This window comes from Tessaracoccus sp. MC1679, assembly GCF_014164775.1.
Taxonomy (GTDB): domain Bacteria; phylum Actinomycetota; class Actinomycetes; order Propionibacteriales; family Propionibacteriaceae; genus Arachnia.
The window spans coordinates 30,455-56,659 of record NZ_JACJGB010000006.1 but is presented as its reverse complement, the minus strand read 5'-3'; the positions used below and the strand labels follow the sequence as shown (position 1 = coordinate 56,659).

Here is a 26,205-nt window from a genome sequence, read left to right as displayed (position 1 = left end):
AAGGAGGCACCGTGGGCGTTCGACAGCTTGCCGCGTGGATGGGTCTCGTCGAGGACGGCCGCTATCGTGACGAGGACCATCGTGACGACGACGCGGAGCTCACCGACGACGTCTACGTGGATGAGGAGAGCGAAGAGATGAGCAAGGTGGCTTCACTTCCCACGCGCCGCCCCACCGTGGTGCCGCCGGCCGCGCAGAAGGAAGTGGCCGATCTCAGCCGCATCGTCAGCGTCCGGCCCCGCTCCTACAACGAGGCCCGGGTGATCGGGGAGAACTTCCGCGACGGGATCCCAGTGATCATGAACCTCTCGGACATGGAGGACGGCGACGACAAGCGGCTGGTGGACTTCGCAGCGGGGCTGATCTTCGGTCTGCGCGGAAACATCGAACGAGTCTCAAGCAAGGTGTTCCTGTTGTGCCCGCACAACCTTGTGGTAGGGCCTGAAGACAAGGAGCGCATCGCAACCGGTGGCTTCTTCAATCAGAGCTGACCCGTGGTCGCCTACATCCTCTGGTGGCTGATCGGCCTCTACATCTGGGTGCTGCTGGCCCGGGTGCTCCTCTCATGGATCCCCATGTTCGCGCCCCAGTGGACCCCGAAGGGGCTGATCCTCGTCATCGTGGAGTTCGTCTACACGCTGACCGACCCGCCCGTGAAGGCGCTCGGCAAGGTGATCAAGCCCGTGCGCATCGGCAACGTGTCGCTGGATCTCAGCGTGCTGGTGTTGTTCATCGGATTGCAGATCCTGCAGTCATTCGTGGGATTCATTCCCTTCTAACAGAAGGTTGAACCCGTCCGTTAGCTGTTGGCACAGGCGCGAAGCGCTACGCTAGCCTGAAACTGAGCCGGGCTTGTCCGGCCCGATTCCTTTCGATCTATTGGAGCAACAATGAGCCTGACCTTGGATGAGGTTCGCCAGATCCGCTTCCGCATGTCGCGCCGTGGCGAGACCGGCTATCAGGTGGGTGACGTTGACACGTTCATCGACAAGGTGGAGCTGACCTTCGACGAATTCGACAAGGAGCGCGAGCGCATGCGCCGCGAGCTCGAGTCGGTTCAGCAGGCCAGCGTCTCGGGCGGCGACGAAGCCTCGGCGGGGCCCGCGCTCCAGGAGAAGGACCGCGAGATCGAGTCCCTGCGCTCAGAGGTGGACCGGCTCAACGGCGCCCTCAGCGAGGGTGGAGACGCCAACGCAGCGCTCTCGGCCTCCGAGCAGCGGATCCGCGAGCTCACGGCAGAGAACGAGCAGCTGCGCAACCAGCTGGAGCAGGTGCGCTCCGAGTACGACAGGCTGCGCTCCGAGCGTGTCACCTCCGTGGGCGGCGCCGAGCACCTCACCGTCACCTCCAGCGCCGAGGCCGCGCCCGCGGTCACCCGCCTGCTGCAGATGGCCACAGAGCAGGCCACCACACTCGTCAACGAGGCCCAGGTGGAGGCTCAGCGCAAGCTGGATGAGGCTGAACAGCGCGCCGGTGAGATCAAGACCGATGCCCGCACCAAGGCCGAGCGCATCGAGTCCGAGGCCCGCGTCAACGCGGAGCAGATGACCCACGAAGCCTCCACACGCGCCGCTGCGGTGGACCACCAGGCGGCCGAGCGTCGTCGCGAACTCTTCGCGGACCTGGAGCGCGAGCAGGGCGAGCTCACCACCAAGGTGGACCACCTGCGCGGCTTCGAAGCCAGCTTCCGCGAGAACATGTCCAGTGTCCTGCACCGCTTCATGAGCACCCTGGACGGGGCGAAGTCGGAGCCGGAGGACGTGCCCGAGCTTGCCCAGGGGCAGTCCGGCACCCCGCGCCTCGACGCGCTGGCAGGCGGCGATCAGGGCTAGTGGTCATCACCGCTAGGTCACCGGGGGTCTAGCCGGCCCAGGCACGCACATTCCTTCGTTGTCGTCGATCGACGATACCCCCGCATCGCCTCACTCCTCCGCCTTGCACTGCACGCACCTGGACCACCCATCCCCCCGACGAACTAACGGTGATAACCACTAGTCACCCCAGCATCACCACACAGGCCGGCGCCCACGGGCGTCGGCCTGTTGACTTGACCGGCCGGTGGTGTACCCTTCCCGAACAGCCCTGACAGGAGAGCACAGAATGCCCACGTCGAAGAAAGCCGCAGACCCCAACGCGGTGCTGCCGGTCCTCGAGGGAGAGGAGCCCTGGACGCCCGAAGAGGTCGCAGAGCAGCGCGCCGAACTTCAGGACGAACTGGAGCGGCTCGAACGCCGGATCGAGGTCACCGAAGCCGAGTTGGAGGCGCTCCTGAAGGGCGGCACAGACGGCGCCGGACGAGATCCGGCAGACGTCGGCTCCAGCAACTTCGAGCGGGATCAGGAGTTGTCGCTGGCACAGAACGTGCGCGAGATGGCCGAGCAGCTGAGGCTGGCCATCCACCTGTTCGACAGCGGCGAGTACGGCAACTGCGAAGTGTGCGGCAACCCCATCGGCAAGGGTCGCCTCCAGGTGTTCCCCCGCGCCACCATGTGTGTCACCTGCAAGCAGCGCGAGGAACGGCGCTGACCCCCCGACGCCGCGGCATCCGTCGGATCGCCGTCGGCATCGGGCTCCTCGGCCTCGGTGTGGATCAGCTCGTCAAGATCGCCAGCGTGGCCTTCCTCGAGCCCGGCCAACCGGTCGAATTCGTCGGCCAGTTGCTGAAGCTGAACCTCATCCGCAACCCTGGCGCCGCCTTCGGCATGGGGGCGCAGGCCACCATCGTGTTCTCCATCTTCGCGATCGTGGCCCTCACGGTCTGCCTCGTCGTTGCGCTTCCCCGGATCACCAGGCTGTGGCACGGTGTGGCGCTGGGCCTGCTGCTGGCCGGCATCACCGGAAACCTGGTGGACCGCATCACACAACCGCCCTCGTTCCTCCGCGGACACGTCATCGACATGTTCCAGCTGCAGTATTTCGGCGCGATCTTCAACGTCGCCGACGTCTGCATCACCGCCGCGGCCGCGCTCATCGTCATCGGTGGATTCCGCGACGAGCGTGCGGAGGCCAAGCAGGCCGCCGAGGCGGACGCGTGAGCGTCTTCATCGTCCCGGACGCACTCGCCGGCGAGCGGATCGACGCCGCGGCCGCCCGAGTCTCCGGGTACAGCCGGTCCCGCATCGAGTCGATCATCGAGGCCGGGGGAGTGCAGCTCGACGGGGTGCTGGTGGCCAAAGGGTCCCAACGCGTATCCGGCGGAGAGCTCCTGGAACTGGCCGACGATGCGGCCCCCGCCGGGGTGCGGGTCTCCCCCCACCTGGCAGACGGGGTCCGGATCGTGTTCGAGGACTCGGACCTGGTGGTCGTCGACAAGCCGGTGGGCGTGGCGGCGCACCCCACCGTCGGCTGGGACGGGCCGTCTGTGGTGGAGCACCTGGCGGCGGCCGGGGTGCGGATCTCCACCTCGGGTGTCGCGGAGCGGCAGGGGATTGTCCAACGCCTCGACGTGGGCACCAGCGGGCTGATGGTGGTGGCCAAGTCCGAGATCGCCTACAGCGTGCTCAAGCAGGCGTTCCGCGACCGCACCGTCGCCAAGACCTATCACGCCCTGGTCCAGGGGCATCCGGATCCCTTCGAAGGCACCATCGAGGCCCCCATTGCACGCCATCCCGGGTCGGACTGGAAGATGGCGATCGTCGAGGGGGGCCGCCACTCCGTGACGCACTACGAGACCATTGAGGCACACCGCTCCGCCACCCTGCTGCGGATCCACCTGGAGACCGGGCGCACCCACCAGATCCGGGTCCACATGACCGCCATCGGACATCCATGCGCGGGCGATCCCCTCTACGGTGGAGATCCGGTGCTCGCGGCCCGGCTGGGGCTGGTGCGCCAATGGCTGCACGCCGTCGAGCTCGGGTTCACCCACCCGACCTCAGGGGAGCAGGTCACCTTCCGGTCGCCGTATCCGCCGGACCTCAGTCGCGCGCTGGACATCGTCCGCGAGGGCTGAGCCCGCCTGTGGTGTCGTTGGCGCCACCCCCGCTGCGCCACGGCACCCATTCCGGTAGGGTTGCCCCGTGCGTAGAGCAAAAATCGTCTGTACCCTCGGCCCCTCCGCCGAGACCGTTGACCGCCTGATCGAGCTGATGAACGCGGGCATGAACGTCGCCCGTCTCAACATGAGCCACGGAGACTACGAGGAGCACGGAAACCGCCTCAGGAATGTGCGGGCCGCCTCAGAAGCCGTCGGCAAGACTGTGGGTGTGTTCGCGGACCTCCAGGGCCCCAAAATCCGCCTGGGCCGTTTCGTGGATGACCAGAAGGTCTTCCTCGCCACCGGCGCCCAGTTCACCATCACCACCGACGACATCCTGGGTACCGTCGAGCGCTGCTCGACCACCTACAAGGGCCTTCCGGGCGATGTCCATGTGGGTGACCACATCCTCATCGACGACGGCAAGGTGGGCCTCCAGGCCCTCGAAGTGACCGACACCGACGTGGTGTGCGTCGTCACCGTCCCCGGCCCCGTGTCCAACAACAAGGGCATCAACCTGCCAGGTGTCGCGGTGTCCGTCCCCGCCCTGAGCGACAAGGACGAGCGGGACCTCCGCTGGGCCCTCCACCAGGACATCGACATGGTCGCGCTGTCCTTCGTCCGCTCCGGCGACGACATCAAGCGCGTGCACGAGATCATGGACGAGGAGGGGCGCCACGTCCCCGTCATCGCCAAGCTCGAGAAGCCGCAGGCGATCGCCAACCTGCAGGACATCATCGACGCGTTCGACATGTTCATGGTCGCCCGCGGTGACCTGGGCGTCGAACTGCCCCTCGAAGACGTCCCGCTGGTGCAGAAGCGCATCATCCGCGCCGCCCGCAAGTGGGCCAAGCCGGTCATCGTCGCCACCCAGATGCTGGAGTCGATGATCACCAACCCGCGGCCCACCCGCGCGGAGGCCTCTGACGTCGCCAACGCCATCCTCGACGGGGCTGACGCGGTCATGCTCTCGGGCGAGACCTCCGTCGGTGACTTCCCGGTAGAGACCGTCTCCACCATGGCGCGCATCGTCGAGAAGACCGAGCGCGAGGGCCACGCCGAGATCCACATCATCGACTGGGACCCGCACACCACCGGAGGCATCCTGGCCAAGGCCGCCGCCGAGGTGGCCGAGCGCATCGGCGCCCGCTACCTGGTGGCCTTCACGAAGTCGGGCGATACGGGGCGCCGGCTGTCGCGGCTTCGTTCCCCCATCCCCATGCTGGTGTTCTCGCCGGAGCGCTCCACCCAGCAGACCATGACCCTGTCGTGGGGCGTGGACACCCAGATCACGCCCGAGTTCGCGGAGCAGGAGGAGATGGTCGAGGCCGTCGACCGCCACCTGCGTGACCGCGGCATGATCGAAGTTGGCGAGCGCATCGTCATCGTGTCGGGCTCGCCCATGGGCATCCCCGGCAAGACGAATACCCTGCGCGTGCACAAGGTCAAGGAGCTCGGCGAACTCAGCTGAGCCCGTCACAACAGCGAAAGGGAGCCCCTCGGGGCTCCCTTTCTGCGTTCCTGCTCGTGCCCGGGAGGGGAGTCGAACCCCTAAGGCCTTTCGGCCAGACGGGTTTGAGCCGTCCGCGTATGCCATTCCGCCACCCGGGCGCAGCGCGTGAAACATTGTGCCACACCGCCCACCCTCGGCGCTGAGTGGGAATCCCGCGGCAATGCCGAGTAGGATCAGCGCAGGTATTTCAGGCCCTCTTGCGGCCGGCCGCCAGAAAGAAGTGACCAACGGATGAATAAGAAGCCCACAGTGATCGTCGCCGAGGATGAGGCGCTGATCCGCCTGGACCTGGTGGAACTCCTGACCGAGGAGGGCTATGAGGTGGTCGGCGAAGCCGGCGACGGCGAAGAGGCCGTCAAGCTGGCCCGTGAGCTGGAGCCGGATCTGGTGATCATGGACGTCAAGATGCCCAAGATGGACGGCATCACCGCCGCGGAGATCATCGCCGAGGAGCGCATCGCCCCCGTCGTGATGCTGACCGCCTTCAGCCAGCGTGACCTCGTCGAGCGCGCGCGCGAGGCCGGCGCCATGGCCTACGTCGTCAAGCCGTTCGGCGCCTCCGATGTGGTGCCCGCCATCGAGATCGCGCTGGGCCGTTTCCAGGAGATCAAGGCCATCGAGGACGAGCTGGTCTCGCTCGAGGAGCGCCTCGAGTCGCGCAAGGTCATCGACCAGGCCAAGGGCATCCTGCAGCAGGACCTCGGACTCACAGAGCCCGAGGCGTTCCGCTGGATCCAGAAGACCGCCATGGACCTGCGCAAGTCCATGCGCGACGTCGCCGACGGCGTCATCTCGCACAAGAAGAAGTAACGCGCGGGGTCGCGGTGACTCGATTCGTCGTCGACGCCCCCGTCCTGCTGTCGATCATCGACGGCGGGGTTCCGGTCCACCCAGACCACAGCCTCGTCGCGCCCAACCCTGTCCGGGCCCAGGCCCTCGAGCTGGTGCTCGCTCGCGTCCGCGACGGGTTGGACAGGCGGGATGCGCTGGGACTGTTGGATCGGGTGGCTGAGGCGAAGCTTCGGGTACTCAACGACCGGGTGTCGCGGCGGTTGGCCTGGGAGATGGCGCTCGAGCACGGCTGGGAGTCGCTGCGGGATGCGGAGTATGTCGCGGTGACCCGGCTTGCGGCGGATGCCCTGGTGTGTGGGGAGCCGCGGCTGGCCGGGCGCGCCGACGGGCTGGTCCGCATTGCGCCGTACGAGTCCCTGTTCCTTCCCTGAGGCACGACCCACCGTCGGAACCGCCTCTCGTGTGCAACTGCGGCATCGACGGGGCGCTCGGCCTGACATTCGTGCGCACCCAGGTCCCGAGTCCGCTCCACAGGACTGGGTGTGGGCCGCCCCCCTGTGCACGACACGCCGTCGGAACCCCTCCTCGTGTGCAACTACGGCACCGACGGCGCACTCGGCCGGACATTCGTGCGCACCCGGATCCCCCGGGTCTCCGCTGCACACGCCGGGGAGTGAGCCGCCCCACTGTGCACGACACGCCGTCGGAACCGCTCCTCGGGTACGACGGTGGCGTCGGCGGGGCACTCGGCCGGACATTCGTGCGCACCCAGGTCCCGGGTCCCGCTCCACAGGACTGGGTGTGGGCCGCCCCCCTGTGCACGACACGCCGTCGGAACCGCTCCTCGGGTACGACGGTGGCGGCGGTGGGGCACTCGGCCGGACATTCGTGCACGGACCGTTCGGTGGCTTTGGCCCTGACGCTGTGACAGCTCCGTCAGGGCCGACGGCGCCTCGTGCGATCCGCAATGGCGCGGATGTCTGCGAGCGCTTCGTCCCACTGGTTGAGGACTTGCGTCCATGTCAGCCGGACGGATACCAGCCCAAGACTTGCGGCCACACGATCCCTGCGCCGGTCCTCTTCAAAGCTGTCCTCGCCGGTGTGGAACTGATGACCGTCGGTCTCGATGATCAGGCGCCGCCCGATCATCATGTCGACGCGCCCGAGCCGTGGAATCGGCACCTGGACACGGGGTTGAAAGCCGGCAGCACGGAGACGCTGCCGTGCGATGGACTCAAGTGCAGACTCGGTCCGAGCGTCGGCGCGCGCCAGAAGTTCCCTGGCCCGCGGCCCCTCTCCCGCAAAGTGGGACTCCAGCTCAGCCCTTGTCAACAGTCGGCGATGCAGGACCGAGTCCATCGCCATGACAGCTTCCTCGGCACTGTGGTGGCGGACAGCGGCACCCAGCGCGGCAGGTATCGAGTCGAGCGGTTTGACCGTCGGCGCTGAAGGACTGAAACACAGCCGACCGCCAGGGGGCAGGTCGCGTTTGCGCATCCCGTAGCTACCCCGTCGCAGATGAAGACCGGTCGACGGAAGGGTCCACAGGCCGTGTGCGGCCAAGGCAGAAAGGCATGTCAGGGTGGCGTCAGCGCGCGCTGCGGCGACGACCTCCGGAATAGCGTTGGCGCGTGCATACCTGCACCTGTCAACGCGGAGGAGTGAACCGTCGAGCTCTGCTGCCTCGATCTGTCTGCGGGACATACCTTCAGCCAGAAGTTCCTTGCGTGTGACAACGCCGCCGGCGCCGCGGGAATGGTAGATCCTCACCTGCCCTTGTTCGTGGAGCGCGCAGGCCATTTCCCACCCCGTCGCGTGGCTGTGGACAGGCCGCAGGTCGCGCACGAAACGCCGTCGGAAGCTCTCTGTTTGGCCAGGGGTGTGGGTGGGAGCGGACTCGGGCGGCGTGTCGTGCTCCGGTGGGTGCCTCGGCATGGGGCGCGACGGTGGGGCGGGCGCATCGGTGGGGTGGGCACGAAACGCCGTCGGAAGCGCGTTGCTTGGCCAGGGGTGTGGGTGTGAGCGGACTCGGGCGGCGTGTCGTGCTCAGTTGGGTGGCTCGGAGCGGGCTCGACGGTGGGGCGAGAGCGACCGAACTACCGGGGCGGCGAGATCATGTGGCACGTCAACCGACCCGTCGCAGTGAGCCGACCCTCGTCGTCGACGATGTCGACGCGGTACGTGGCGATGGACCGGCCCAGGTGGATCGCGGTCGCCGTCCCCGTCACGCGCCCCGTCCTGGCCGCCCGAACGTGCGTCACGTTCAGGTCCACCCCTACACCGACGCGGTCCGGATAGCCGTGCGCCATCGCCCCCATCGACGCCAGCGTCTCCACCAGGACGCCCGAAGCTCCCCCGTGCAGGAGCCCGAACGGCTGCAGGTTGCCCTCCACGGGCATCGAGCCGACGACGCGCTCGGGCGTCAGCTCGGTGATCTCGACGCCCAGCTTGTCGTCGAGGGGCGAGGTGATGTCGGGCAGCCAGGGGGGCACGCTGTTCATGGGCCGCACTCTTCCACACCTTCGGTAGGCTCGCCGGTGTGACTGACTCGGGCAAGCTGCTGTTGATCGATGGCCATTCGGTGGCCTACCGCGCTTTCTTTGCGCTGCCCGTGGAGAATTTCGCCACCACGACGGGGCAACACACCAACGCGGTGTTCGGCTTCACCTCGATGCTGATCAATGTGCTGCGCGACGAGCAGCCCACGCATCTGGTGGTGGCGTTCGACGTGGCGCGGGAGTCGTTCCGGACTGAGCAGTACCCGGAGTACAAGGCCAACCGCGCCAAGTCACCCGAGGAGTTCAAGGGGCAGGTGGCGCTTGTCAAGGACGTCCTCGACGCGCTCAACGTGCCCTACCTGGAGATGCCGGGCTATGAGGCCGACGACATCATCGCGTCGCTCTCGACGAAGGCTGAGGCGGAAGGTTACGACGTCTTCATCGTCTCGGGGGACCGGGACGCCATGCAGCTGGTCACCGACCACGTCACCGTGCTCTATCCCCGCAAGGGGGTCTCCGACCTCGCCCGGATGACCCCCGCGACCGTCACCGAGAAGTACCTGGTTGCCCCCAGTCGATACCCGGAGCTCGCCGCGCTCGTCGGCGAGACCAGCGACAACCTCCCAGGCGTCCCGGGCGTCGGCCCGAAGACCGCAGCCAAGTGGCTGGACCAGTTCGACGGCCTGGACAACCTCGTCGCCCGGGCCGAGCAGGTGCCTGGCAAGGCGGGGGAGTCGTTCCGCGCCCACCTCGACGGCGTGGTGCGCAACCGCCGACTCAACGCGCTCGTCCGCGACCTCGACCTCGACATCACCCTCGACGCCACCGCCCGCCACGAGTGGGACCGCGAGCGGGTGCACCAGCTCTTCGACGCGCTCGAGTTCCGGGTGCTGCGCGAGCGGCTCCTGGACCTGGCGCCCGCCGAGCCCGTGGCCACCGAGAGCTTCGCTGTGCAGGGGGACCGTCTGGCGGAGGGTGAGGTCGCTGCCTGGCTCGACGCCCACGCCACGGAGCGCACCGCGCTGCACCTGGTGGGTCGCTGGGGCGGCGGCACCGGGGACGTCACGGCGCTGGCGCTGGCAGCCGCCGACGGTGCCGGAGCCTATGTGGACACGGCAGACCTCACCCCCGATGACGACGCCGCGCTTGCCGCCTGGCTGGCGGACCCGTCGCGCGGGAAGCTGGTGCACGAAGCCAAGGGACCCACCCTGGCGTGCTGGGCCCGCGGATGGGATCTGGTCGGCGTCGCGCAGGACACCCTCCTGGCGGCCTACCTGCTGCGCCCGGACCAGCGGACCTACGACTTGGGGGACCTGGTTGTGCGCTACCTGCAGCGCGACCTCTCCGCAGAGCCCATGGCCCCGGACGACGCGCAGGCGACGCTGGACTTCGGCGAGCCCGACGACGGGTCCATGGAGCGGGCGCTCCTGCTTGCTCGGGCCGTCTTCGACCTGGCCGAGGCGCTGGAAGGCCAGCTGATGGAGCGCAACGCGGCGGCCCTGATGGCCGACGTCGAGCTTCCGCTCCAACGGACCCTGGCGACGATGGAGCGGGTGGGTGTGGCCGTGAACATCGCCCGGCTGCAGGCCCTCCGCGATGAGTTCGACGGCGCCGTCGCGGCCGCTCAGCAGGCGGCCTTCGACGTGCTGGGGCACGAGGTGAACCTCGGCTCCCCCAAGCAGCTGCAGTCCGTGCTGTTCGACGAGCTGGGCATGCCCAAGACCCGCAAGACGAAGTCCGGCTACACCACCGACGCCGATGCCCTGGAGTCGCTGTTCGTCAAGACCGAGCATCCCTTCCTGGGTCACCTGTTGGCCCACCGCGACCAGATCCGGCTGCGCCAGACCGTCGACGGGCTGCTGGCCGCCATCGGCGACGACGGCCGCATCCACACCACCTACGTGCAGACCATCGCGGCCACCGGCCGGCTGTCCTCGACGGATCCCAACCTGCAGAACATCCCCATCCGCACCTCCATGGGGCGCCAGATCCGTTCCGCGTTCGTGCCGGGGGCGGGGTTCGAGTCGCTGATGTCGGCGGACTACTCGCAGATCGAGATGCGGCTGATGGCCCACGCCAGCGGCGACGAGGGCCTGATCGAGGCGTTCACCTCCGGTCGCGACTTCCACAACGAGATGGCCTCGCTGGTGTTCCGCGTGGAGCCGCAGGACGTCACCGGGGAGATGCGCGCCAAGATCAAGGCCATGAACTACGGGTTGGCCTACGGGCTGAGTGCCTTCGGCCTGTCCAACCAGCTCAAGATCTCGGTGGGCGAGGCCAAGACCCTGATGGAGGACTACTTCACGCGGGTCGGGGGCGTGCGCGAGTACCTGGCCGCCGTCGTGGAGGAGGCCCGCAAGCGGGGCTTCACCGAGACGATGCTCGGCCGACGCCGATACCTGCCGGACCTCACCACCACCAACCGGCAGCGCCGGGAGATGGCGGAACGGGCCGCGCTCAACTCACCCATCCAGGGGTCCGCGGCTGACGTGATCAAGGTGGCGATGATCAACGTGGCGCGGGCCATCGAGGCGGAGGGACTGGCCAGCCGCATGCTCCTCCAGGTCCACGACGAGCTCGTGTTCGAGGTGGCCCCAGGCGAACGCGAGCGGTTGACTGACCTGGTCCAGGCGGAGATGACGGGTGCGTTCAGCCTTGCGGTTCCGCTGGAAGTCTCCGTTGGGGTGGGCGATTCGTGGCAGTCGGCGGCCCACTGAGGATCAGGCCGAGGCGCTGACCGGCGTGCCGTAGAAGAAGATCCGCGAGTCCCACTCCCCGCTGGAGCGGTTGTAGTCCCAGCAGATGATGATGGCCAGCTGCGGGGCTCCCTCGAAGTCCACCATCACGTCGGAGTTCGGGTCGTAGTCCGCCACCCACACCTTGGTGGAGCTGGTGAACTCGTAGCACTGGACCACGCCGTCGTCGCCGTACAGCTTGATCAGGTCCCCGGCCACGAGCTGCGGCTCACCGCCGGCGTACAGCTCGTTGCCCAACGCCTTGCCCGTGCGGTACGTGTGGATGGAGAGGAGGGCCTTCCCCGCGTCGCCGCCGGGCATCGGGCCGGCGTTCCACCAGGACGCGGTTCGCGGTTCGTCCTTGGGCGGCGCGGCTATGTTGCCGTCTTCGTCGAGGTTGAGCGAGACCACGGGCTCGTCAGCACCGACGGCCGGGATCGCGAAGCGGGTTGGGACAAAGCCGGCGGCCGGATCCGTGCAGTCAGGCGTCGCGGTGCCGAGGGTGGGGGGCCCGGCAGCCGGAGAGGAGCTCGCCGGCAGGGGAGAGGGGCTGACGGAGGGCGTCGGGGGAGCCGTCGACGGCGAGGGCCGCGCGGAGGCGGCGGGGACGGGCGTGGAGGTGGCCGGGACGGGGAGGGCGTCAGTGTCCTCGCCCCTGGGAATCATCAGCGCGATCAGCGCAACGACCACGAGCGCCGCGGCAAGGACGATGAGCAGGGGGAGGCGCGAGCGCGACTGCTGCGGAGGAGTGGTCACACACCAAGCTTAGGCAGCGCCCACGACCGGCGAGAAGCCCTGTGGACAACCCACCGTGGCAGGGACTGACCCAGGTTGCTCCTGAACCCCATCAAAGCTAGGCTGGGGAGGCATTGTGGCCTGCGATCCCTCGGACGGAGTGGGGACCGCGCGTTTCGGCAGGGCTGCTGTGCACTGTCATTCACTTTCGGAGCCCTTACTACATGACCTCCTCCACTGAGGCACCGACCGTTACGGTCGATGACTACGGCACCCCAGAGGCCTTCATGGCCGCGGTCGACGCCACCATCAAGTACTTCAACGACGGAGACATTGTCTCTGGCACCGTCGTCAAAGTCGACCGGGACGAGGTCCTGCTCGATATCGGTTACAAGACCGAAGGCGTCATCCCCTCCAAGGAACTCTCCATCAAGCACGATGTGGACCCGTTCGACGTGGTCCAGGTCGGCGATGTGATCGAGGCCCTCGTTCAGCAGAAGGAGGACAAGGAGGGTCGCCTCATCCTGTCCAAGAAGCGGGCTCAGTACGAGCGCGCCTGGGGCACGATCGAGAAGGTCAAGGAAGAGGACGGCGTCGTCACCGGCCACGTCATCGAGGTGGTCAAGGGCGGCCTCATCGTCGACATCGGCCTCCGCGGCTTCCTTCCCGCCTCGCTTGTCGAGATGCGGCGCGTCCGCGACCTTCAGCCCTACGTGGGCATGGAGCTCGAGGCCAAGATCATCGAGCTGGACAAGAACCGCAACAACGTGGTCCTGTCCCGCCGCGCCTACCTGGAGCAGACGCAGTCCGAGGTGCGCCAGACGTTCCTCACGCAGCTGCAGAAGGGCCAGATCCGCAAGGGTGTCGTGTCCTCGATCGTCAACTTCGGCGCCTTCGTCGATCTCGGCGGAGTCGACGGCCTCGTGCACGTCTCCGAGCTCTCCTGGAAGCACATCGATCACCCCAACGAGGTGGTCGAGGTGGGCATGCCCGTCACCGTCGAGGTGCTCGAGGTGGACATGGATCGTGAGCGCGTCTCCCTGTCGCTGAAGGCCACCCAGGAAGATCCGTGGCAGACGTTCGCCCGCCTGCACCAGATCGGGCAGATCGTCCCCGGCAAGGTCACCAAGCTCGTTCCGTTCGGCGCGTTCGTGCGGGTCGGCGAGGGCATCGAGGGCCTGGTGCACGTCTCCGAGCTGGCCGAGCGTCACGTGGAGATCCCCGAGCAGGTTGTCTCCGTGGGCGACGACCGCATGGTCAAGGTCATCGACATCGACTTGGAGCGCCGTCGCGTCTCGCTGTCGCTGAAGCAGGCCAACGAGGGCGTCGACGTCGCAGCTGACGACTTCGATCCGCTGCTCTACGGCATGCAGGCGTCCTACGACGACCAGGGCAACTACATTTACCCCGAGGGCTTCGATCCGGAGACCAACGACTGGAAGGAAGGCTTCGACGAGCAGCGCGCTGCTTGGGAGGCCCAGTACGCCCAGGCGCACGCCCTGTGGGAGACCCACAAGCGTCAGGTCGAATCGGCCGAGACCGCGGACCGCGATGCGGCCACGGTTGCGGCTGCTGGCTACACCACCGAGTCCGAGGGCTCCGGCGAGCTCGCCTCGGATGAGACCCTGCAGGCACTGCGGGACAAGCTCACCGGCGGTCGCTGACTCGTAGCATCAAGGAGCCGCCCCCTCTCGATGAGAGGGGGCGGCTCCTTGCTTTGTCAGAGTGCGCGCCGGCCGGTGATCAGGTTGTAGACGAGGATGGCCAGGGCCACCAGCAGCAGCAGATGAATGAACCCGCCCGCCACCTTGGCGATCAGCCCGATGAGCCAGAGTGCGATGATGACTGCGAACACGATCCACAGAATCCTTGCCATGATTTACCTCCTGAGGTGGGATGATCGTGCATCCAGCCTAACCCCAGTAGCATCGGGCCATGGCACGCATCGCTTTGACCGGCGGGATCGCCTCGGGCAAGTCCATGGTGGCCGACGAGCTCGCCCGCCTGGGCGCCGTCGTGATCGACTCGGATCTTGTCGCCCGGGAGGTGGTGGAGCCCGGCACCGATGGGCTGCACCGCATCGTTGAGCGCTTCGGCTCCGGGATGCTGAACGCCGACGGGACGCTGGACCGCACCAAGCTGGGCGACCTGGTGTTCGTCGACGACGAGGCCCGCTCGGACCTCAACGCCATCGTCCATCCGCTCGTGCGGCAGCGCGCCGACGAGCTGGTGGCAGCCGCCCCGCCAGGCACGGTGGCGGTCCAGGTGATTCCGCTGCTGGTCGAGACCGGCCTGGACAAGGCCTTCGACCACATCATCTGCGTTGACGTGCCCACCGAGACCCAGGTCAGGCGGTTGATGCAGCGCAACAACCTGAGCCTGGACCGAGCGTGGGCCAGGGTCCGGGTCCAGGCGTCGCGGGCGGACCGGCGCGCGGCGGCGGATTGGGTGATCGACAACTCGGGGGACCAGGCCTCCACCGTGCGTCAGGTGGAGGCCCTGTGGCCCGCCCTCGTCGCCCTCAGCGGCTGAGCCGTCAGGCTCAGGCGTCGGTCCCCTCCCAGGGAGGGCAGGCGCAGACCAGGTTCCGGTCGCCGTAGGCGTTGTCCACCCGGCCGACGGGGGGCCAGTACTTGTCCACCCGGAACGCGCCCGGCGGGAAGCATCCCTGCTCCCTGGAGTACGGCCGGTCCCACTCGCCCACCAGGTCCTGGGCGGTGTGCGGGGCGCGCCTGAGCGGGGATTCCTCAGCGCTCATGCCGCCCGCGACCACCACGTCGGCCTCGCGGGCGATGTCCAGCATCGCGGTGACGAACCGGTCCAGTTCGGCCAGGGTCTCGGACTCGGTGGGTTCCACCATGAGGGTGCCCGGCACCGGGAACGACATGGTGGGGGCGTGGAAGCCGTGGTCCACCAGGCGCTTGGCGATGTCGTCGACGGTGATCCCGTGGTGGGCGTACTCCCGCGGATCCAGGATGCACTCGTGCGCGACGCGGCCCCGGGCCCCGCGGTAGAGGATGGGGAAGGCCCCGCCGAGCCGGGTGGCAAGGTAGTTGGCGCTCAGGATGGCCACCCGCGTGGCCTGGGTCAGGCCGGCCCCGCCCATGAGCAGGATGTAGGCCCACGAGATGAGCAGGATCGACGCCGAGCCCAGCGGAGCGGCCGACACCGCCCCCGCCTCACCGGTGCGCGGATCCGAGGGAAGGTGCTCCACCAGGTGGCTCTTCACGCCGATGGGACCCATGCCGGGGCCGCCGCCGCCGTGGGGGATGGCGAAGGTCTTGTGCAGGTTGAGATGGCTCACGTCGCCGCCGATGTCGCCCGGCCGTACCAGGCCCACCATCGCGTTCATGTTGGCGCCGTCGATGTAGACCTGCCCGCCGAACTCGTGGGTGATGTCGCACACCTGTCGCACCGACTCCTCGAACACGCCGTGCGTCGACGGGTAGGTGATCATCACCGCCGCGAGCGCCTCCCCGGCGGCGGCAGCCTTCGCGCGGAAGTCGTCGACGTCGATCTCGCCATCTGCGGTGGCCTTGACCGCCACCACCTTCATCCCCGCCATCTGCGCGGAGGCGGGATTCGTGCCGTGGGCAGAGGTGGGGATGAGGCACACGTCGCGCCGCTCACCGCGTGCACGGTGGTACGCGGCGATGGTCAACAGTCCCGCGTACTCGCCCTGGGCGCCCGAATTGGGCTGCATGGAGAACGCGTCGTAGCCGGTGATCGCGCACAGCTTCTGCTCCAGGTCCGCCACCATCTCCGCGTACCCGGCGGCCTGGTGCGAGGGCGCGTAGGGGTGCAGGGCCCCGAACTCCGGCCAGGTGAGTGGCATCATCTCGGCGGCGGCGTTGAGCTTCATCGTGCACGAGCCGAGCGGGATCATCGCCCGGTCGAGCGCCAGGTCGCGGTCGCTGAGGCGCCGCATGTAGCGCATCATCTCCGACTCGGCCCGGTTCATGTGGAAGACCGGATGCGTCAGGTAGTCGCTGGTGCGCAGCAGCTCGTCGGGGATGGCGGGCTCCTCGCCCAGGTCCGGCCGCTCGTCGATGCCGAACGCGTCCAGCACCCGCCACACGACGTCGAGGTCCGTGGTCTCGTCGACGGAGATGCCCACCCGGCTCCGGCCGACCCGGCGCAGGTTGATGCCCCGCTGCTCGGCTGCGGCCAGGATCCCGGACTGGCCCACGCCGACCCGCACGGTGATGGTGTCGAAGAAGTGCCGAGGCTCCACCTCAGCGCCGTTGGCCCTGAGCGTGGCTGCCAGCGTGGCGGCCATCAGGTGCGTGCGCTGGGCGATGGCCCTGAGCCCGAGGGGACCGTGGAACACGGCGTAGAACGAGGCCATCACCGCCAGCAGCGCCTGGGCTGTGCACACGTTGGAGGTGGCCTTCTCGCGGCGGATGTGCTGCTCGCGGGTCTGGAGGGCGAGCCGGTAGGCACGGGTGCCCGCCGCGTCGACGGAGACGCCGACGAGCCGCCCGGGCATGGCGCGCTTCAGGTCGTCTCGGCAGGACATGAACGCGGCGTGTGGGCCTCCGAATCCCATCGGCACACCGAACCGCTGCGCCGATCCGATGGCGATGTCGGCGCCCATGGCGCCGGGTTCCTTCACCACGCAGAGGGCCAGCAGGTCCGTGGCCACGATGGACACCGCGCCCGCGGCGCGCAGCGCGGAGCACTGCGCGGTGAGGTCACGCACGTGGCCGTGGGTACCGGGGTGGGCGAAGATCGCGCCGCACAGGTCGTCGGCGACGAAGTCCTCCGCCGGGCCGGTCACGAGCTCGATGCCCAGGGGCTCGGCGCGCGTGGCGAGGACCGCGAGCACCTGCGGGTGCAGGTCCTCGGCCGCGAAGAACCGCGAGCTCTTGGACTTGGCGGTCCGCTTGGCCATGCCCATGGCCTCGGCGGCTGCGGTGGCCTCGTCCAGCAGGCTGGCGTTGGCGATGGGCAGCCCTGTCAGGTCCTCCACCATGGTCTGGAAGTTGAGCAGCGCCTCGAGCCTGCCCTGCGCGATCTCGGGCTGGTAGGGCGTGTATGCCGTGTACCAGGCCGGGTTCTCCAGCACGTTGCGCTGGATCGCCGGTGGCGTCACGGTGCCGTAGTAGCCCTGGCCGATCAGGGAGGTGGCCACCTGGTTCCTGGCCGCGACGGCGCGCAGCTTCTGGGTCAGCCGGTATTCGGTCAGTGGCTCCCAGGTGAGGGGCTCAGACTGGCGCAGCCCCTCAGGGATGGTCTGATCGATGAGCTCATCGAGGGAGTCGACACCGATGGCCTCGAGCATCCGCTGCATCTCTGCCGGGCTGGGGCCGATGTGGCGACGGTGAGCGAAGTCGTCGGGGTTGTAGTCGACCCTCTGCCAGGCCCCCGTCATGCGCCGATGTGCGCCGCATAGGCGACCTCGTCGAGGAACTCCTCGGCCTCGGAGGGATCCGACGGCGCCACCCGGAAGAACCAGGTGCCCTCCGCGTCCTCGTTGACGAGCGCGGGATTGTCGGTGAGCTCCTCGTTGACGGCGGTCACCACCCCGCTCAGCGGCGACATGATCTCGGAGGCCGCCTTGACGGACTCGATGACCACCACCTCGATCCCCGCGGTCACCTCGGTACCCACCTCGGGCAGCTCGATGAAGACGATCTCGCCCAACTCGTTGGCGGCGTACTCCGTGATGCCGACGGCGAACTCGGGCCCGGTGGTGTCGATCCATTCGTGACTCTTGGTGTACTTGATCATGGCTGGTCTCCTCAACGCTTGTAGGACGGGGTGATGAAGGGGAGGTCGACGACTGAGACGGGGACGCGCCTGCCGCGCAGCTCCGCCACGACGGTGGGCCCGGTGCCCGCGGGGAGCATGGCCATCGCGATGGGGCCGCCGACGGTGGGGCCGAACCCGCCCGAGGTGACGGTGGCGATCGGCTCGGTGGCCGCGTCGTCGGCGTAAACCGGCACGCCCTCCCGGATGGGGGCGCGGCCGTCGGGCCGGAGACCGCGGCGCACCCGCGGGGCACCGTCGCGCAGCTCCGCGAGGACCACGTCAGCGCCGGGGAAGCCGCCGGAGCGTGACCCACCTTCGCGGCGTACCTTCGGGACGGCCCACCCGAGCGCGGCCTGCGCGGGGGTCACGTCTGGGGAGAGATCGTGCCCGTACAGGGGCATGCCGGCCTCCAGCCGCAGCGAGTCCCGCGCGCCGAGGCCGGCTGGGAGCACGCCGTCGACGGAGAGGAGGGCGCGGGCGAACCGCTCGGCATCCGTGTCGGGCACCGAGATCTCGAAGCCGTCCTCGCCGGTGTAGCCGGACCGCGACACCCACACCTCGCGGCCGTCCCATTCCATGGGAAGGGAGTCCATGAAGGTGCACCGCGTCACTGAGGGGATCAGGGTGGCGAGGGCCGCCTCGGCCTCCGGGCCCTGGAGGGCCAGCAGCGCTCGATCGGTGACGTGTTCGACGGTGACGCCGTCGAGCTGCGCCAGCCATTGAAGGTCGTGGGCCGTCCGGGCGGCGTTGACCACCAGCAGGAACCGGTCGCCGTGGTGGGAGACCATCAGGTCGTCGAGGATGCCGCCGCGCTCATCGGTGAACAGGCCGTAGCGCTGCCGGTGCTCAGCCAGGCCCAGGATGCTCGAGGGGATCAGCCGCTCCAGGGCCGCGGCAGCGTCCTCCATCGAGCCCGAGACGGGGCGGACCAGGACCTGGCCCATGTGCGAGACGTCGAACAGGCTGGCGTGCGCCCGCGTGTGCAGATGCTCAGGCATCACCCCGGCGAACTGCACGGGCAGCTCCCATCCGGCGAACTCGACCATCTTCCCGCCTGTGGCGAGGTGGAGGCTGTGCAGCGCAGTGGTCAATGACGAGGTCATGTTTCTCTGCCCCTTCCGCCGGGTACCGGCGCCGTCGGGTGGCGTGTCCCACCCTAATAGTCAGCGCCCCCTCTGTCGCGGTGCCTGAGATCTTGATATCCGTCGGCGGGCCTGGCGGCCACTTTCCAGAGTGCAGTGCGTGCGCGGTCCTGGGGCCTGAGAGTTTCCGGGGCGGTTGCTCCTTCGGCATCGGCCTCGGCCGATTCTCCCGCGTACGCGCCCATCCTAGGCGATCGAGGGCCCCGGCGTCATCGGCCCCCGGCCAGGATCACGCCGCGCAGAAGAGCGCGGCGTGGGACACCCTGATCCGCACCTCGTCGCCGGGGGCGCAGGTGGCCCGCTGCACGCGTGCCACCATCTCGATGCCTCCCGGCAGCCCGTGGAGCTGGACGTCGGCGTCGTGACCGTAGAACGTCACGTCGCGCACCCGGGCCGACACCGCACCCTCCGGGTCAAGGGTGATCTGTTCCGGCCTGACCAGGACCATGCCCTCGCCGTGCGCGGACACCCCGAGTGGGATTCGGCCGACGGAGGTATCGGCGGCCATGCCGCGCGCCGTCGCGTGGATCATGAACGCATCGCCGGCCAGCAGCGCGGCCTGTGGGCTGACGGGGTGGTCGTAGACGTCACTCGGGGGTCCGTCCTGGATGACACGCCCGTCCGCCATCAGGATCAGGTGGTCGGCCAGGGACAGCGCCTCTTCGCGGTCGTGGGTGACCAGGATCGCGGAGGCGCCGGCGTCGTGGAGGACGCGCCGGACGTCGCTGCGCATCGCCGTGCGGGTGGCCGCATCCAGCGCAGAGAAGGGCTCGTCGAGGAGCACCAGGTCCGGCTGCACCGCAAGGGCGCGTGCCAGCGCCACCCGCTGGGCCTGGCCGCCGGAGATCTCGTGCGGCATGCGGTCGCCCAGGTCCTGCAGGCCCACCAACTCAAGCATCTCAGCGATCCGGCTCTGACGATGCCGCCCTCTCACCGCGAAACCGACGTTGCCGGCCACGCTGAGGTGGGGGAAGAGGGCGCCCTCCTGGGGTACCAGCGCGATGCGTCGGTGCTGCGCGGGGATCCCCGTGAGATCCCGACCGGCGAGCACGACGCTGCCCTGGTCTGGGCGGGTGAGGCCTGCGATGATGCGCAGCAGGGTGGTCTTCCCGCAGCCGGAGCGCCCGAGGATGGCGGCCAGGTGCCCGCGTTGCACCGTGAAGTCGACGTCGCGGAGCACGGTGTTGGCGCCGAAGGCGTGCCTCACTCCGCTGATCTGGAGGCTCATGGGGTTCTCCTTCCGCGCTCTGCAAGCGAGAGCGCAAGGGTGGCGGGGACGGCGGCCAGCACGAGCGCCACACCGTAGGGTGCGGCGGCCGCGTAGGCGAGGTTGTCGGTGTTCATCCACAGCCGGGTGGCGAGCGTGTCCACACCCGTGGGCTTGAGGAGGAGCGTGGCGGGAAGTTCCTTCATGGCGGTCAGCAGCACCAGAACGAACCCCGAGACCACCCCTGGGGTAGCCAGAGGGAGGGTGACCCGGAAGAAGGTGGCCAGCGGGCCAAGGCCCAGGGAGCCTGCCACCTCCTCCAGCGACGGGGGGCACTGCAGAACGGCGCTCCGGATGGCCCCCACGGCCAATGGGGCGAACAGCACCAGGTAGGCCAGGATGAGCACCGGCGTGCGCTGGTACCAGGGCTCGAGGAAGCGGACGCTGAAGAAGACCAGCGCCAAGGCCACCACCAGGCCAGGCAACGCGTGGGCGACGTAGAGGCTGTGCTGGACCCACGCCGAGGCCCTCGACTCGGAGCGGCCGGTGACCCACCCGACGGGCAGACACACGGCCACGATCACGGCCGCGGCGAGTGTACAGATCCAGAGCGTGGACCACGTCGCCAGGCCCAGGTCGGCCCAGTCCACGCCGGCGCTCCGCCCGACGAACGTCCACCCGGTGACGACGCTCAGCGGGTAGGCGAGGCTGAGCCCGAGCACGACGGCGGCGGCGGTCGAGGCGGGTGTCGACCAGGCCCCGAGGAGCAGGGGCTGCTGGGTGCGGTGGGCCACCGCGTCGGATCGGGCCGCCCGGCCCCGCATCCGGATCTCCGCCCAGGTGATCGCCAGCGTGCACGCCATCAGGAGCAACGCCAGCACGGCCGCGGTGGTCCGGTCGAAGGAGGCGCGGTAGCTCATGAAGATCGCGCGGGTGAACGAGTCGTAACGCAGCAGTGAGACGGCGCCGAAGTCCGAGAGCGCGTAGAGGGCCACCAGCAGGGCGCCCGCTGCCATCGATGGCCTCAGATGGGGGAAGGTGACCCGCCCGAACACCGCCCAGCCGGACAGGCCCATGCTGCGGGCCACGTCCTCGGCGTTCTGGTTCGCGCGGCGCAGAGCGGCGGACACGGACAGGAAGACATAGGGGTAGGTGCCCAGCCCCAACACCACCACCGACCACCAGAACCCCTGGGCGCCGACGGTGGAGACCCAGGCGTAGGCCGCCACGTAGCTGGGCACCGCCAACGGCAGGGCGAGGGCCACGCGCCACACCCGTCGCCCCCGCAGGTCGGTGCGCTCGACGAGGAACGCCAGGATCACGCCCACCACGCAGGCCACCGCGGTGACGGCCGCCACGAGGAGCAACGAGCTGACCAGCAGCTCCGCCGCCCGGCTTTCAACCAGGATCTGCACCAGCCCGCCCAGCCCCGCCTGGCCGGCGCGGACCACAAGGTAGATCCCCGGAATCAGGGTCACCAGAACGACCGCCAGCGTCCACACCCACAGCGCGATGCGCGGGAGGTGCGGACGCTGAAGCGCGACGCTCATGACGCTCAGATCAGTCCGACCTTCCTCAACAGTGCCTGGGTGTCGGCCAGGGAATCGAGGTCGTTGAGATCGACGCCCTCCTGGCTCGACGCGTCGATGGGTGCGAGATCGAACTCGCTGGTGATGCCCGACACCACCGGGTACTCGGCGGTTTCGTCGGCGAAGAACTGCTGCGCCTCGTCGCTGACCAGGAAGGCAGCGACCTTCGCGGCGGCCTCCTGATCGTCGGCGGAGTTGAGGATGCCGACCCCGGCGACGTTCAGCAGCGCACCCGGGTCCCCGGCGTCCAGGTAGACGAGTTCGGCGACGATGTCATCGCCCACCTCGGCCTGCAGCTGGTGCCAGTAGTAATGGTTGATCAGTCCGATGCCGATCTCCCCGGAATCCACCGCCTCGAGGATCGCGGTGTTCTTCTCGTAGGTCTTCGGCTCGAGGGCGGTGAGCGAGGTGAGCCACTCCTCGGCCGCGGCCTCTCCCTTGGCGACGCGGAGCGCGGTCACGAACGACTGGAAGCTGGCGTTGGTGGGGGCGATGCCGATCTGGCCGCGGTTGGCGGGATCGAGAAGGTCGTCGATGGTCGAGTAGCCGAGGGCCTCCGGCGCCGTCTCGGGATTGACGGCGAGCACCCGGATCCGCCCGGACGTGGCCACCCAGCTGCCATTGGGGTCGCGGAAGGCCGGCTCGACGGTGTCCAGGATGTCCTGCGGCATCGGGGCCAGCAGTCCGGCCTTGTTCAGCTCACCGAGCGCCCCGGCATCCTGGGAGAAGAACAGCGAGGCGGGTGAACGGTCGCCTTCCTCGAGCAGCTGGCCGGCCAACTCTGCGGTGCCGGCGTAGCGGACCTCCACCGTCACGCCGGTGGCACCTTCGATCTTCTCGAGCAGCGGGGCCACCAGATCCTCGCTGCGGCCGGAGTACAGCGTCAGGGTGGTCGCCTCATCCAGCGATGCGTCGGCCGCCGGCGTCGCCTCGGTGGCGGGCGTCTCCGGGGAGCAGGCCCCCAGAGCTAACAGGCTCACCACAAGGGGAAGAGCAAGAAGGGTCCGCGACATATAAATAGCTCCTAAGAACATTGCAAAAATGTAACTTAGGTAAGGCTAAGTCCTCGAGGTGACCCCCGGCAACTCTGTTCAGTCCATGGACACCGGGGCGTCAGGCCCAGGGGACGGCTCGCCGCGGCTCGAGCCCTGCCGCCCGGTAGCACGCGTCGATGACCTCCATGGTGGCGATCGAGTCCGCGGCGTCGATCACCACGGGGCCGCCCTCCTCGACGGCCGCCACGAAGGCGCTCAGCTGGGCCCCGTAGCTTGTCACATCCGGCGCCACGGTCTCCGTCGTGGAGTGGTCTCCCACCGTGACCGTGAGGCTGTTCCCGCCGTGTGGCTTGACGAAGCCCTCGAACTCGATGGTGCCGAGCGTGCCCACCAGGCGCGCGGTCTGGGCCTGGACGTCCTCCAGCAGCGAACTCGACGCCGTGGCCGTCACGCCGCCCGGGAACTCCAGCTGCGCGGTGAGGGCCTCGTCGATCTGGCCCCCCTCAAACCGCCGGGCCTGGGCCGACACGACGGTGGGCTCCGCCTTGAGCAGAGTGCGCAGCAGGTGGATGGAGTAGCAGCCCAGGTCCATGGTGGCGCCCCCGGCGAGCTCCCAGTTGTACCGGATGTTGCTGCGGTCAGGCACCTGGACGTCGAACACGGCGCTCGCGGAGGTGACGGTGCCGATGGTGCCGGCGGCGAGGATCTCCTCAACCCGGTGGATGAGGGGGTGGTGGCGGTAGTGGAAGGCCTCCATCACCACCACAGGCAGGCCCGCGATCTCGCTGACGACACGCCGGGCCTCCTCGGCGTTGGAGGCGTAGGGCTTCTCCACCAGGACGTGCTTGCCGGCGCGCGCCGCACGCACGGTCCACTCGGCGTGGGCCGAGTTGGGAAGCGGGATGTAGACGGCGTCCACATCCGGGGAGGCGAGAAGGTCGTCGTAGGAGTCCAACACCTGCTCGATGCCGTGCTCGGCGGCGAACTCCTCCGCGCGGGCCCGGTTGCGGGCGGCCACTGCCGTCAGCCGCACATCAGGGTTGGCGTGGGCGGGTGCGATGAGGGCGGACGGGGTGATCCCGGCGGCGCCGAGGATACCGAAACGCACGGTCATAGTGGCCTCTCTCAGGAAGGTGATGGGGTGTGGTGAAGTCTAGGGGCGCGCCCTGAGGGCCTACTTCGTCGCCTCGATCATGCCGCGGAGTTCCTTCTTCAGGTCCGAGATCTCGTCGCGATGCCGCGCCGCCACCTCGAAGTGCAGCTCCGCGGCAGCCTGGTGCATCGCCGCCGTGAGGTCCGCGATCAGTGTGGTCAGCTCGTCCTGGGCCAGCCTCGTCGGATCCAGGCCCTTACGGCCCGACGGCTTGGCCGCCTCAAGCAGCTGATCCGTGTCGGCGTCCTCCCGCGCGAGCATCTCAGAGACATCAGCGATGCGCTTGCGCAGTGGCTGCGGATCCAGGCCGCGCTCCTGGTTGTAGGCCACCTGGATGGTCCGCCGTCGGTTGGTCTCGTCGATCGCCTGCGCCATCGACGGCGTGATCTTGTCCGCGTACATGTGCACCTGGCCCGCCACGTTCCGGGCGGCGCGCCCGATGGTCTGGATCAGGGATCGCGCCGAGCGCAGGAACCCCTCCTTGTCGGCGTCCAGGATGGCCACCAGCGACACCTCGGGAAGGTCCAGGCCCTCGCGCAGCAGGTTGATCCCCACCAGCACGTCGTACTCGCCCAGGCGCAGCTCGCGGAGCAGTTCGATGCGCCGGATCGTGTCGATGTCCGAGTGCAGGTACCGCGTCCGGATCCCGTGGTCCATCAGATAGTCCGTCAGATCCTCGGCCATCTTCTTGGTGAGGGTGGTGACGAGCACCCGCTCGTTGAGCTCGACGCGCTGCTTGACCTCCGCCATGAGGTCGTCGATCTGGCCCTTGGTGGGCTTCAAGACCACCTCCGGATCCACGAGGCCTGTGGGACGGATGATCTGCTCGACGAAGCCGTCCGAGCGCTCCATCTCGTAGGGCCCGGGGGTGGCCGAGAGGTAGACCGTCTGCCCGATCCGCTCCACGAACTCGTCGAACTTCAGCGGCCGGTTGTCGATGGCACTCGGCAGCCTGAAGCCGTGTTCCACGAGGGTGCGCTTGCGGGAGGCGTCGCCCTCGTACATGCCACCGATCTGGGGGATGGTGACGTGGGACTCGTCGACGACGAGCATGAAGTCCTCCGGGAAGTAGTCCACCAGGCAGCTCGGCGCCGACCCGGGGGCTCGGCCGTCGATGTGCAGCGAGTAGTTCTCGATGCCCGAGCAGGTGCCGATCTGGCGCATCATCTCGATGTCGTAGCTCGTGCGCATCCGGAGGCGCTGCGCCTCGAGGAGCTTGCCCTGCGACTCGAACTCGGCGAGCCGCTGCGCCAACTCCACCTCGATGGTGGAGATGGCCCGCTCCATCCGGTGCGCGCCCGCCGAGTAGTGCGTGGCAGGGAAGATGTAGGTCTCCTGCTCCTCCCGGATCACGGACCCGGTGAGGGGGTGCATGGTGGCGATCCGCTCGATCTCATCGCCGAAGAACTCCACCCGCACCGCGTTTTCCTCATACATCGGGAACACCTCCAGCGTGTCACCCTTGACCCGGAACGTGCCGCGGCCGGCGCCGATGTCGTTGCGGGCGTACTGGATGTCCACCAGGTGCCGCAGCAGCTGGTCCCGGTCCATCTCGTCGCCCACGCGCAGGGTGACCCGCTGCTCCAGGTACTCCTGAGGCGTGCCCAGACCGTAGATGGCCGAGACCGTGGCCACGACGATCACGTCTCGCCGCGTGAGCAGCGAGCTGGTGGCCGCGTGCCGCATCCGCTCCACCTCCTCGTTGAGCGAGGAGTCCTTCTCGATGTAGGTGTCCGTCTGGGGGAGGTAGGCCTCCGGCTGGTAGTAGTCGTAGTAGGAGACGAAGTACTCGATGGCGTTGTTGGGCAGGAGCTCCCGCAGCTCGTTGGCGAACTGGGCGGCAAGCGTCTTGTTGGGCTGCATCACCAGCATGGGCCTCTGCAGCCGCTCTGCGAGCCAGGCGACGGTGGCCGTCTTGCCCGTGCCGGTGGCGCCCAGCAGCACCACGTCCTTCTCCCCGGCCCCGATCCGGCGCTGCAACTCGGCGATGGCGCGCGGCTGGTCCCCGGCAGGCTCGTAGTCGGAGATCACCTGCAGCGGCGCCACCTGGCGCTGAAGCTCTTCGAGAGGACGCATGAGAGCCAGGGTAATAGTGCCCACCGACAGCCCGCCCGAG

25 protein-coding genes, 1 tRNA gene and 1 riboswitch are annotated in these 26,205 nt (G+C 68.6%); of the genes, 13 read left to right on the top strand and 13 right to left on the bottom strand.

Annotation, left to right across the window (positions count from 1 at the left end):
* The first annotated feature begins 38 nt into the window (after positions 1-38).
* The 7 genes from H5398_RS10920 (at position 39) to pyk (ending at position 5,447) form a co-directional block, all read left to right on the top strand.
* Positions 39-491: a cell division protein SepF gene (locus tag H5398_RS10920; protein ID WP_182782637.1), complete on the top strand. Its 453-nt coding sequence runs from the start codon at positions 39-41 to the stop codon at positions 489-491.
* A 3-nt stretch (positions 492-494) separates the two neighbouring features.
* Positions 495-779 (top strand): YggT family protein, encoded by a 285-nt coding sequence (locus H5398_RS10915; RefSeq protein WP_182782617.1) that lies wholly within the window; start codon positions 495-497, stop codon positions 777-779.
* Positions 780-890: 111 nt separating this feature from the next.
* Complete coding sequence (locus tag H5398_RS10910) at positions 891-1,832, top strand: DivIVA domain-containing protein (protein WP_182782618.1); 942 nt, start codon at positions 891-893, stop codon at positions 1,830-1,832.
* Positions 1,833-2,100: 268 nt separating this feature from the next.
* The gene (locus H5398_RS10905; protein WP_182782619.1) at positions 2,101-2,526 is read left to right on the top strand and encodes a TraR/DksA C4-type zinc finger protein; all 426 of its coding nucleotides are present in this window, start codon (positions 2,101-2,103) and stop codon (positions 2,524-2,526) included.
* The gene (lspA, locus tag H5398_RS10900; protein ID WP_182800021.1) at positions 2,490-3,035 is read left to right on the top strand and encodes a signal peptidase II; all 546 of its coding nucleotides are present in this window, start codon (positions 2,490-2,492) and stop codon (positions 3,033-3,035) included. Before H5398_RS10905 ends, lspA begins: the two co-directional genes overlap by 37 nt.
* Complete coding sequence (locus tag H5398_RS10895) at positions 3,032-3,952, top strand: RluA family pseudouridine synthase (protein ID WP_182782620.1); 921 nt, start codon at positions 3,032-3,034, stop codon at positions 3,950-3,952. The genes lspA and H5398_RS10895 overlap by 4 nt, the downstream gene beginning before the upstream one ends.
* Positions 3,953-4,019: 67 nt before the next feature.
* Positions 4,020-5,447 (top strand): pyruvate kinase, encoded by a 1,428-nt coding sequence (gene pyk / locus H5398_RS10890; RefSeq protein WP_182782621.1) that lies wholly within the window; start codon positions 4,020-4,022, stop codon positions 5,445-5,447.
* A gap of 57 nt (positions 5,448-5,504) precedes the next feature.
* On the opposite strand, the gene H5398_RS10885 is transcribed toward pyk, so the two are convergent.
* Positions 5,505-5,587, bottom strand: a tRNA-Leu gene (locus H5398_RS10885).
* 133 nt (positions 5,588-5,720) lie between these two features.
* On the opposite strand from H5398_RS10885, the gene H5398_RS10880 reads away from it, so the two are divergent.
* The 3 genes from H5398_RS10880 to H5398_RS17385 all read left to right on the top strand — a co-directional run bounded on the left by H5398_RS10880 (position 5,721) and on the right by H5398_RS17385 (position 6,958).
* Positions 5,721-6,299 (top strand): ANTAR domain-containing response regulator, encoded by a 579-nt coding sequence (locus tag H5398_RS10880; RefSeq protein ID WP_182782622.1) that lies wholly within the window; start codon positions 5,721-5,723, stop codon positions 6,297-6,299.
* Between the two features lie 14 nt (positions 6,300-6,313).
* Positions 6,314-6,712, top strand: a complete 399-nt coding sequence (locus tag H5398_RS10875) for a hypothetical protein (protein WP_182782623.1) — start codon at positions 6,314-6,316, stop codon at positions 6,710-6,712.
* Positions 6,713-6,823: 111 nt separating this feature from the next.
* Positions 6,824-6,958, top strand: a complete 135-nt coding sequence (locus tag H5398_RS17385) for a hypothetical protein (protein ID WP_255443686.1) — start codon at positions 6,824-6,826, stop codon at positions 6,956-6,958.
* A gap of 259 nt (positions 6,959-7,217) precedes the next feature.
* On the opposite strand, the gene H5398_RS10870 is transcribed toward H5398_RS17385, so the two are convergent.
* A complete protein-coding gene (locus H5398_RS10870) occupies positions 7,218-7,646 on the bottom strand; it encodes an endonuclease domain-containing protein (RefSeq protein WP_182800020.1) in 429 nt (142 codons plus the stop codon).
* 731 nt (positions 7,647-8,377) lie between these two features.
* On the bottom strand, positions 8,378-8,782 hold the full coding sequence (locus H5398_RS10865) for a PaaI family thioesterase (protein WP_182782624.1): 405 nt from the start codon (positions 8,780-8,782) through the stop codon (positions 8,378-8,380).
* 38 nt (positions 8,783-8,820) lie between these two features.
* On the opposite strand from H5398_RS10865, the gene polA reads away from it, so the two are divergent.
* Entirely contained in the window at positions 8,821-11,496 is a 2,676-nt protein-coding gene (gene polA / locus H5398_RS10860) for a DNA polymerase I (RefSeq protein ID WP_182800019.1), read from the top strand.
* Positions 11,497-11,499: 3 nt separating this feature from the next.
* Here the strand turns inward: polA and H5398_RS10855 are convergent, their stop codons facing one another.
* Positions 11,500-12,270, bottom strand: a complete 771-nt coding sequence (locus H5398_RS10855) for a class F sortase (RefSeq protein ID WP_182800018.1) — start codon at positions 12,268-12,270, stop codon at positions 11,500-11,502.
* 203 nt (positions 12,271-12,473) lie between these two features.
* Between H5398_RS10855 and rpsA the strand changes: the two genes are divergently transcribed.
* The gene (rpsA, locus tag H5398_RS10850; protein ID WP_182783085.1) at positions 12,474-13,913 is read left to right on the top strand and encodes a 30S ribosomal protein S1; all 1,440 of its coding nucleotides are present in this window, start codon (positions 12,474-12,476) and stop codon (positions 13,911-13,913) included.
* Positions 13,914-13,969: 56 nt separating this feature from the next.
* On the opposite strand, the gene H5398_RS10845 is transcribed toward rpsA, so the two are convergent.
* Positions 13,970-14,125, bottom strand: coding sequence for a lmo0937 family membrane protein (locus tag H5398_RS10845; RefSeq protein WP_182783084.1), 156 nt, complete (start codon positions 14,123-14,125; stop codon positions 13,970-13,972).
* A 59-nt stretch (positions 14,126-14,184) separates the two neighbouring features.
* Between H5398_RS10845 and coaE the strand changes: the two genes are divergently transcribed.
* Complete coding sequence (coaE, locus tag H5398_RS10840; protein ID WP_182783083.1) at positions 14,185-14,781, top strand: dephospho-CoA kinase; 597 nt, start codon at positions 14,185-14,187, stop codon at positions 14,779-14,781.
* A gap of 10 nt (positions 14,782-14,791) precedes the next feature.
* Here coaE and gcvP read toward each other — a convergent pair whose 3' ends face one another.
* The 8 genes from gcvP to uvrB all read right to left on the bottom strand — a co-directional run bounded on the left by gcvP (position 14,792) and on the right by uvrB (position 26,165).
* Entirely contained in the window at positions 14,792-17,623 is a 2,832-nt protein-coding gene (gene gcvP / locus H5398_RS10835) for an aminomethyl-transferring glycine dehydrogenase (RefSeq protein ID WP_182800017.1), read from the bottom strand.
* Positions 17,620-17,982: a glycine cleavage system protein GcvH gene (gene gcvH, locus H5398_RS10830; protein ID WP_182783081.1), complete on the bottom strand. Its 363-nt coding sequence runs from the start codon at positions 17,980-17,982 to the stop codon at positions 17,620-17,622. The genes gcvP and gcvH overlap by 4 nt, the downstream gene beginning before the upstream one ends.
* 11 nt (positions 17,983-17,993) lie before the next feature.
* The gene (gcvT, locus tag H5398_RS10825) at positions 17,994-19,106 is read right to left on the bottom strand and encodes a glycine cleavage system aminomethyltransferase GcvT (protein ID WP_182800016.1); all 1,113 of its coding nucleotides are present in this window, start codon (positions 19,104-19,106) and stop codon (positions 17,994-17,996) included.
* Positions 19,107-19,240: 134 nt separating this feature from the next.
* Positions 19,241-19,327: riboswitch (glycine riboswitch) on the bottom strand.
* Positions 19,328-19,374: 47 nt separating this feature from the next.
* Complete coding sequence (locus tag H5398_RS10820; protein ID WP_182800015.1) at positions 19,375-20,373, bottom strand: ABC transporter ATP-binding protein; 999 nt, start codon at positions 20,371-20,373, stop codon at positions 19,375-19,377.
* A complete protein-coding gene (locus tag H5398_RS10815) occupies positions 20,370-21,902 on the bottom strand; it encodes an iron ABC transporter permease (RefSeq protein WP_182800014.1) in 1,533 nt (510 codons plus the stop codon). Before H5398_RS10815 ends, H5398_RS10820 begins: the two co-directional genes overlap by 4 nt.
* 5 nt (positions 21,903-21,907) lie before the next feature.
* Positions 21,908-22,921 carry an iron ABC transporter substrate-binding protein gene (locus H5398_RS10810; protein WP_220489350.1) on the bottom strand — a complete coding sequence of 338 codons (1,014 nt, stop codon included), beginning with the start codon at positions 22,919-22,921 and terminating at the stop codon, positions 21,908-21,910.
* Between the two features lie 133 nt (positions 22,922-23,054).
* Entirely contained in the window at positions 23,055-24,050 is a 996-nt protein-coding gene (locus tag H5398_RS10805) for a Gfo/Idh/MocA family protein (protein WP_182800012.1), read from the bottom strand.
* A 60-nt stretch (positions 24,051-24,110) separates the two neighbouring features.
* Positions 24,111-26,165 carry an excinuclease ABC subunit UvrB gene (gene uvrB / locus H5398_RS10800; protein WP_182800011.1) on the bottom strand — a complete coding sequence of 685 codons (2,055 nt, stop codon included), beginning with the start codon at positions 26,163-26,165 and terminating at the stop codon, positions 24,111-24,113.
* Positions 26,166-26,205 lie beyond the last annotated feature (40 nt).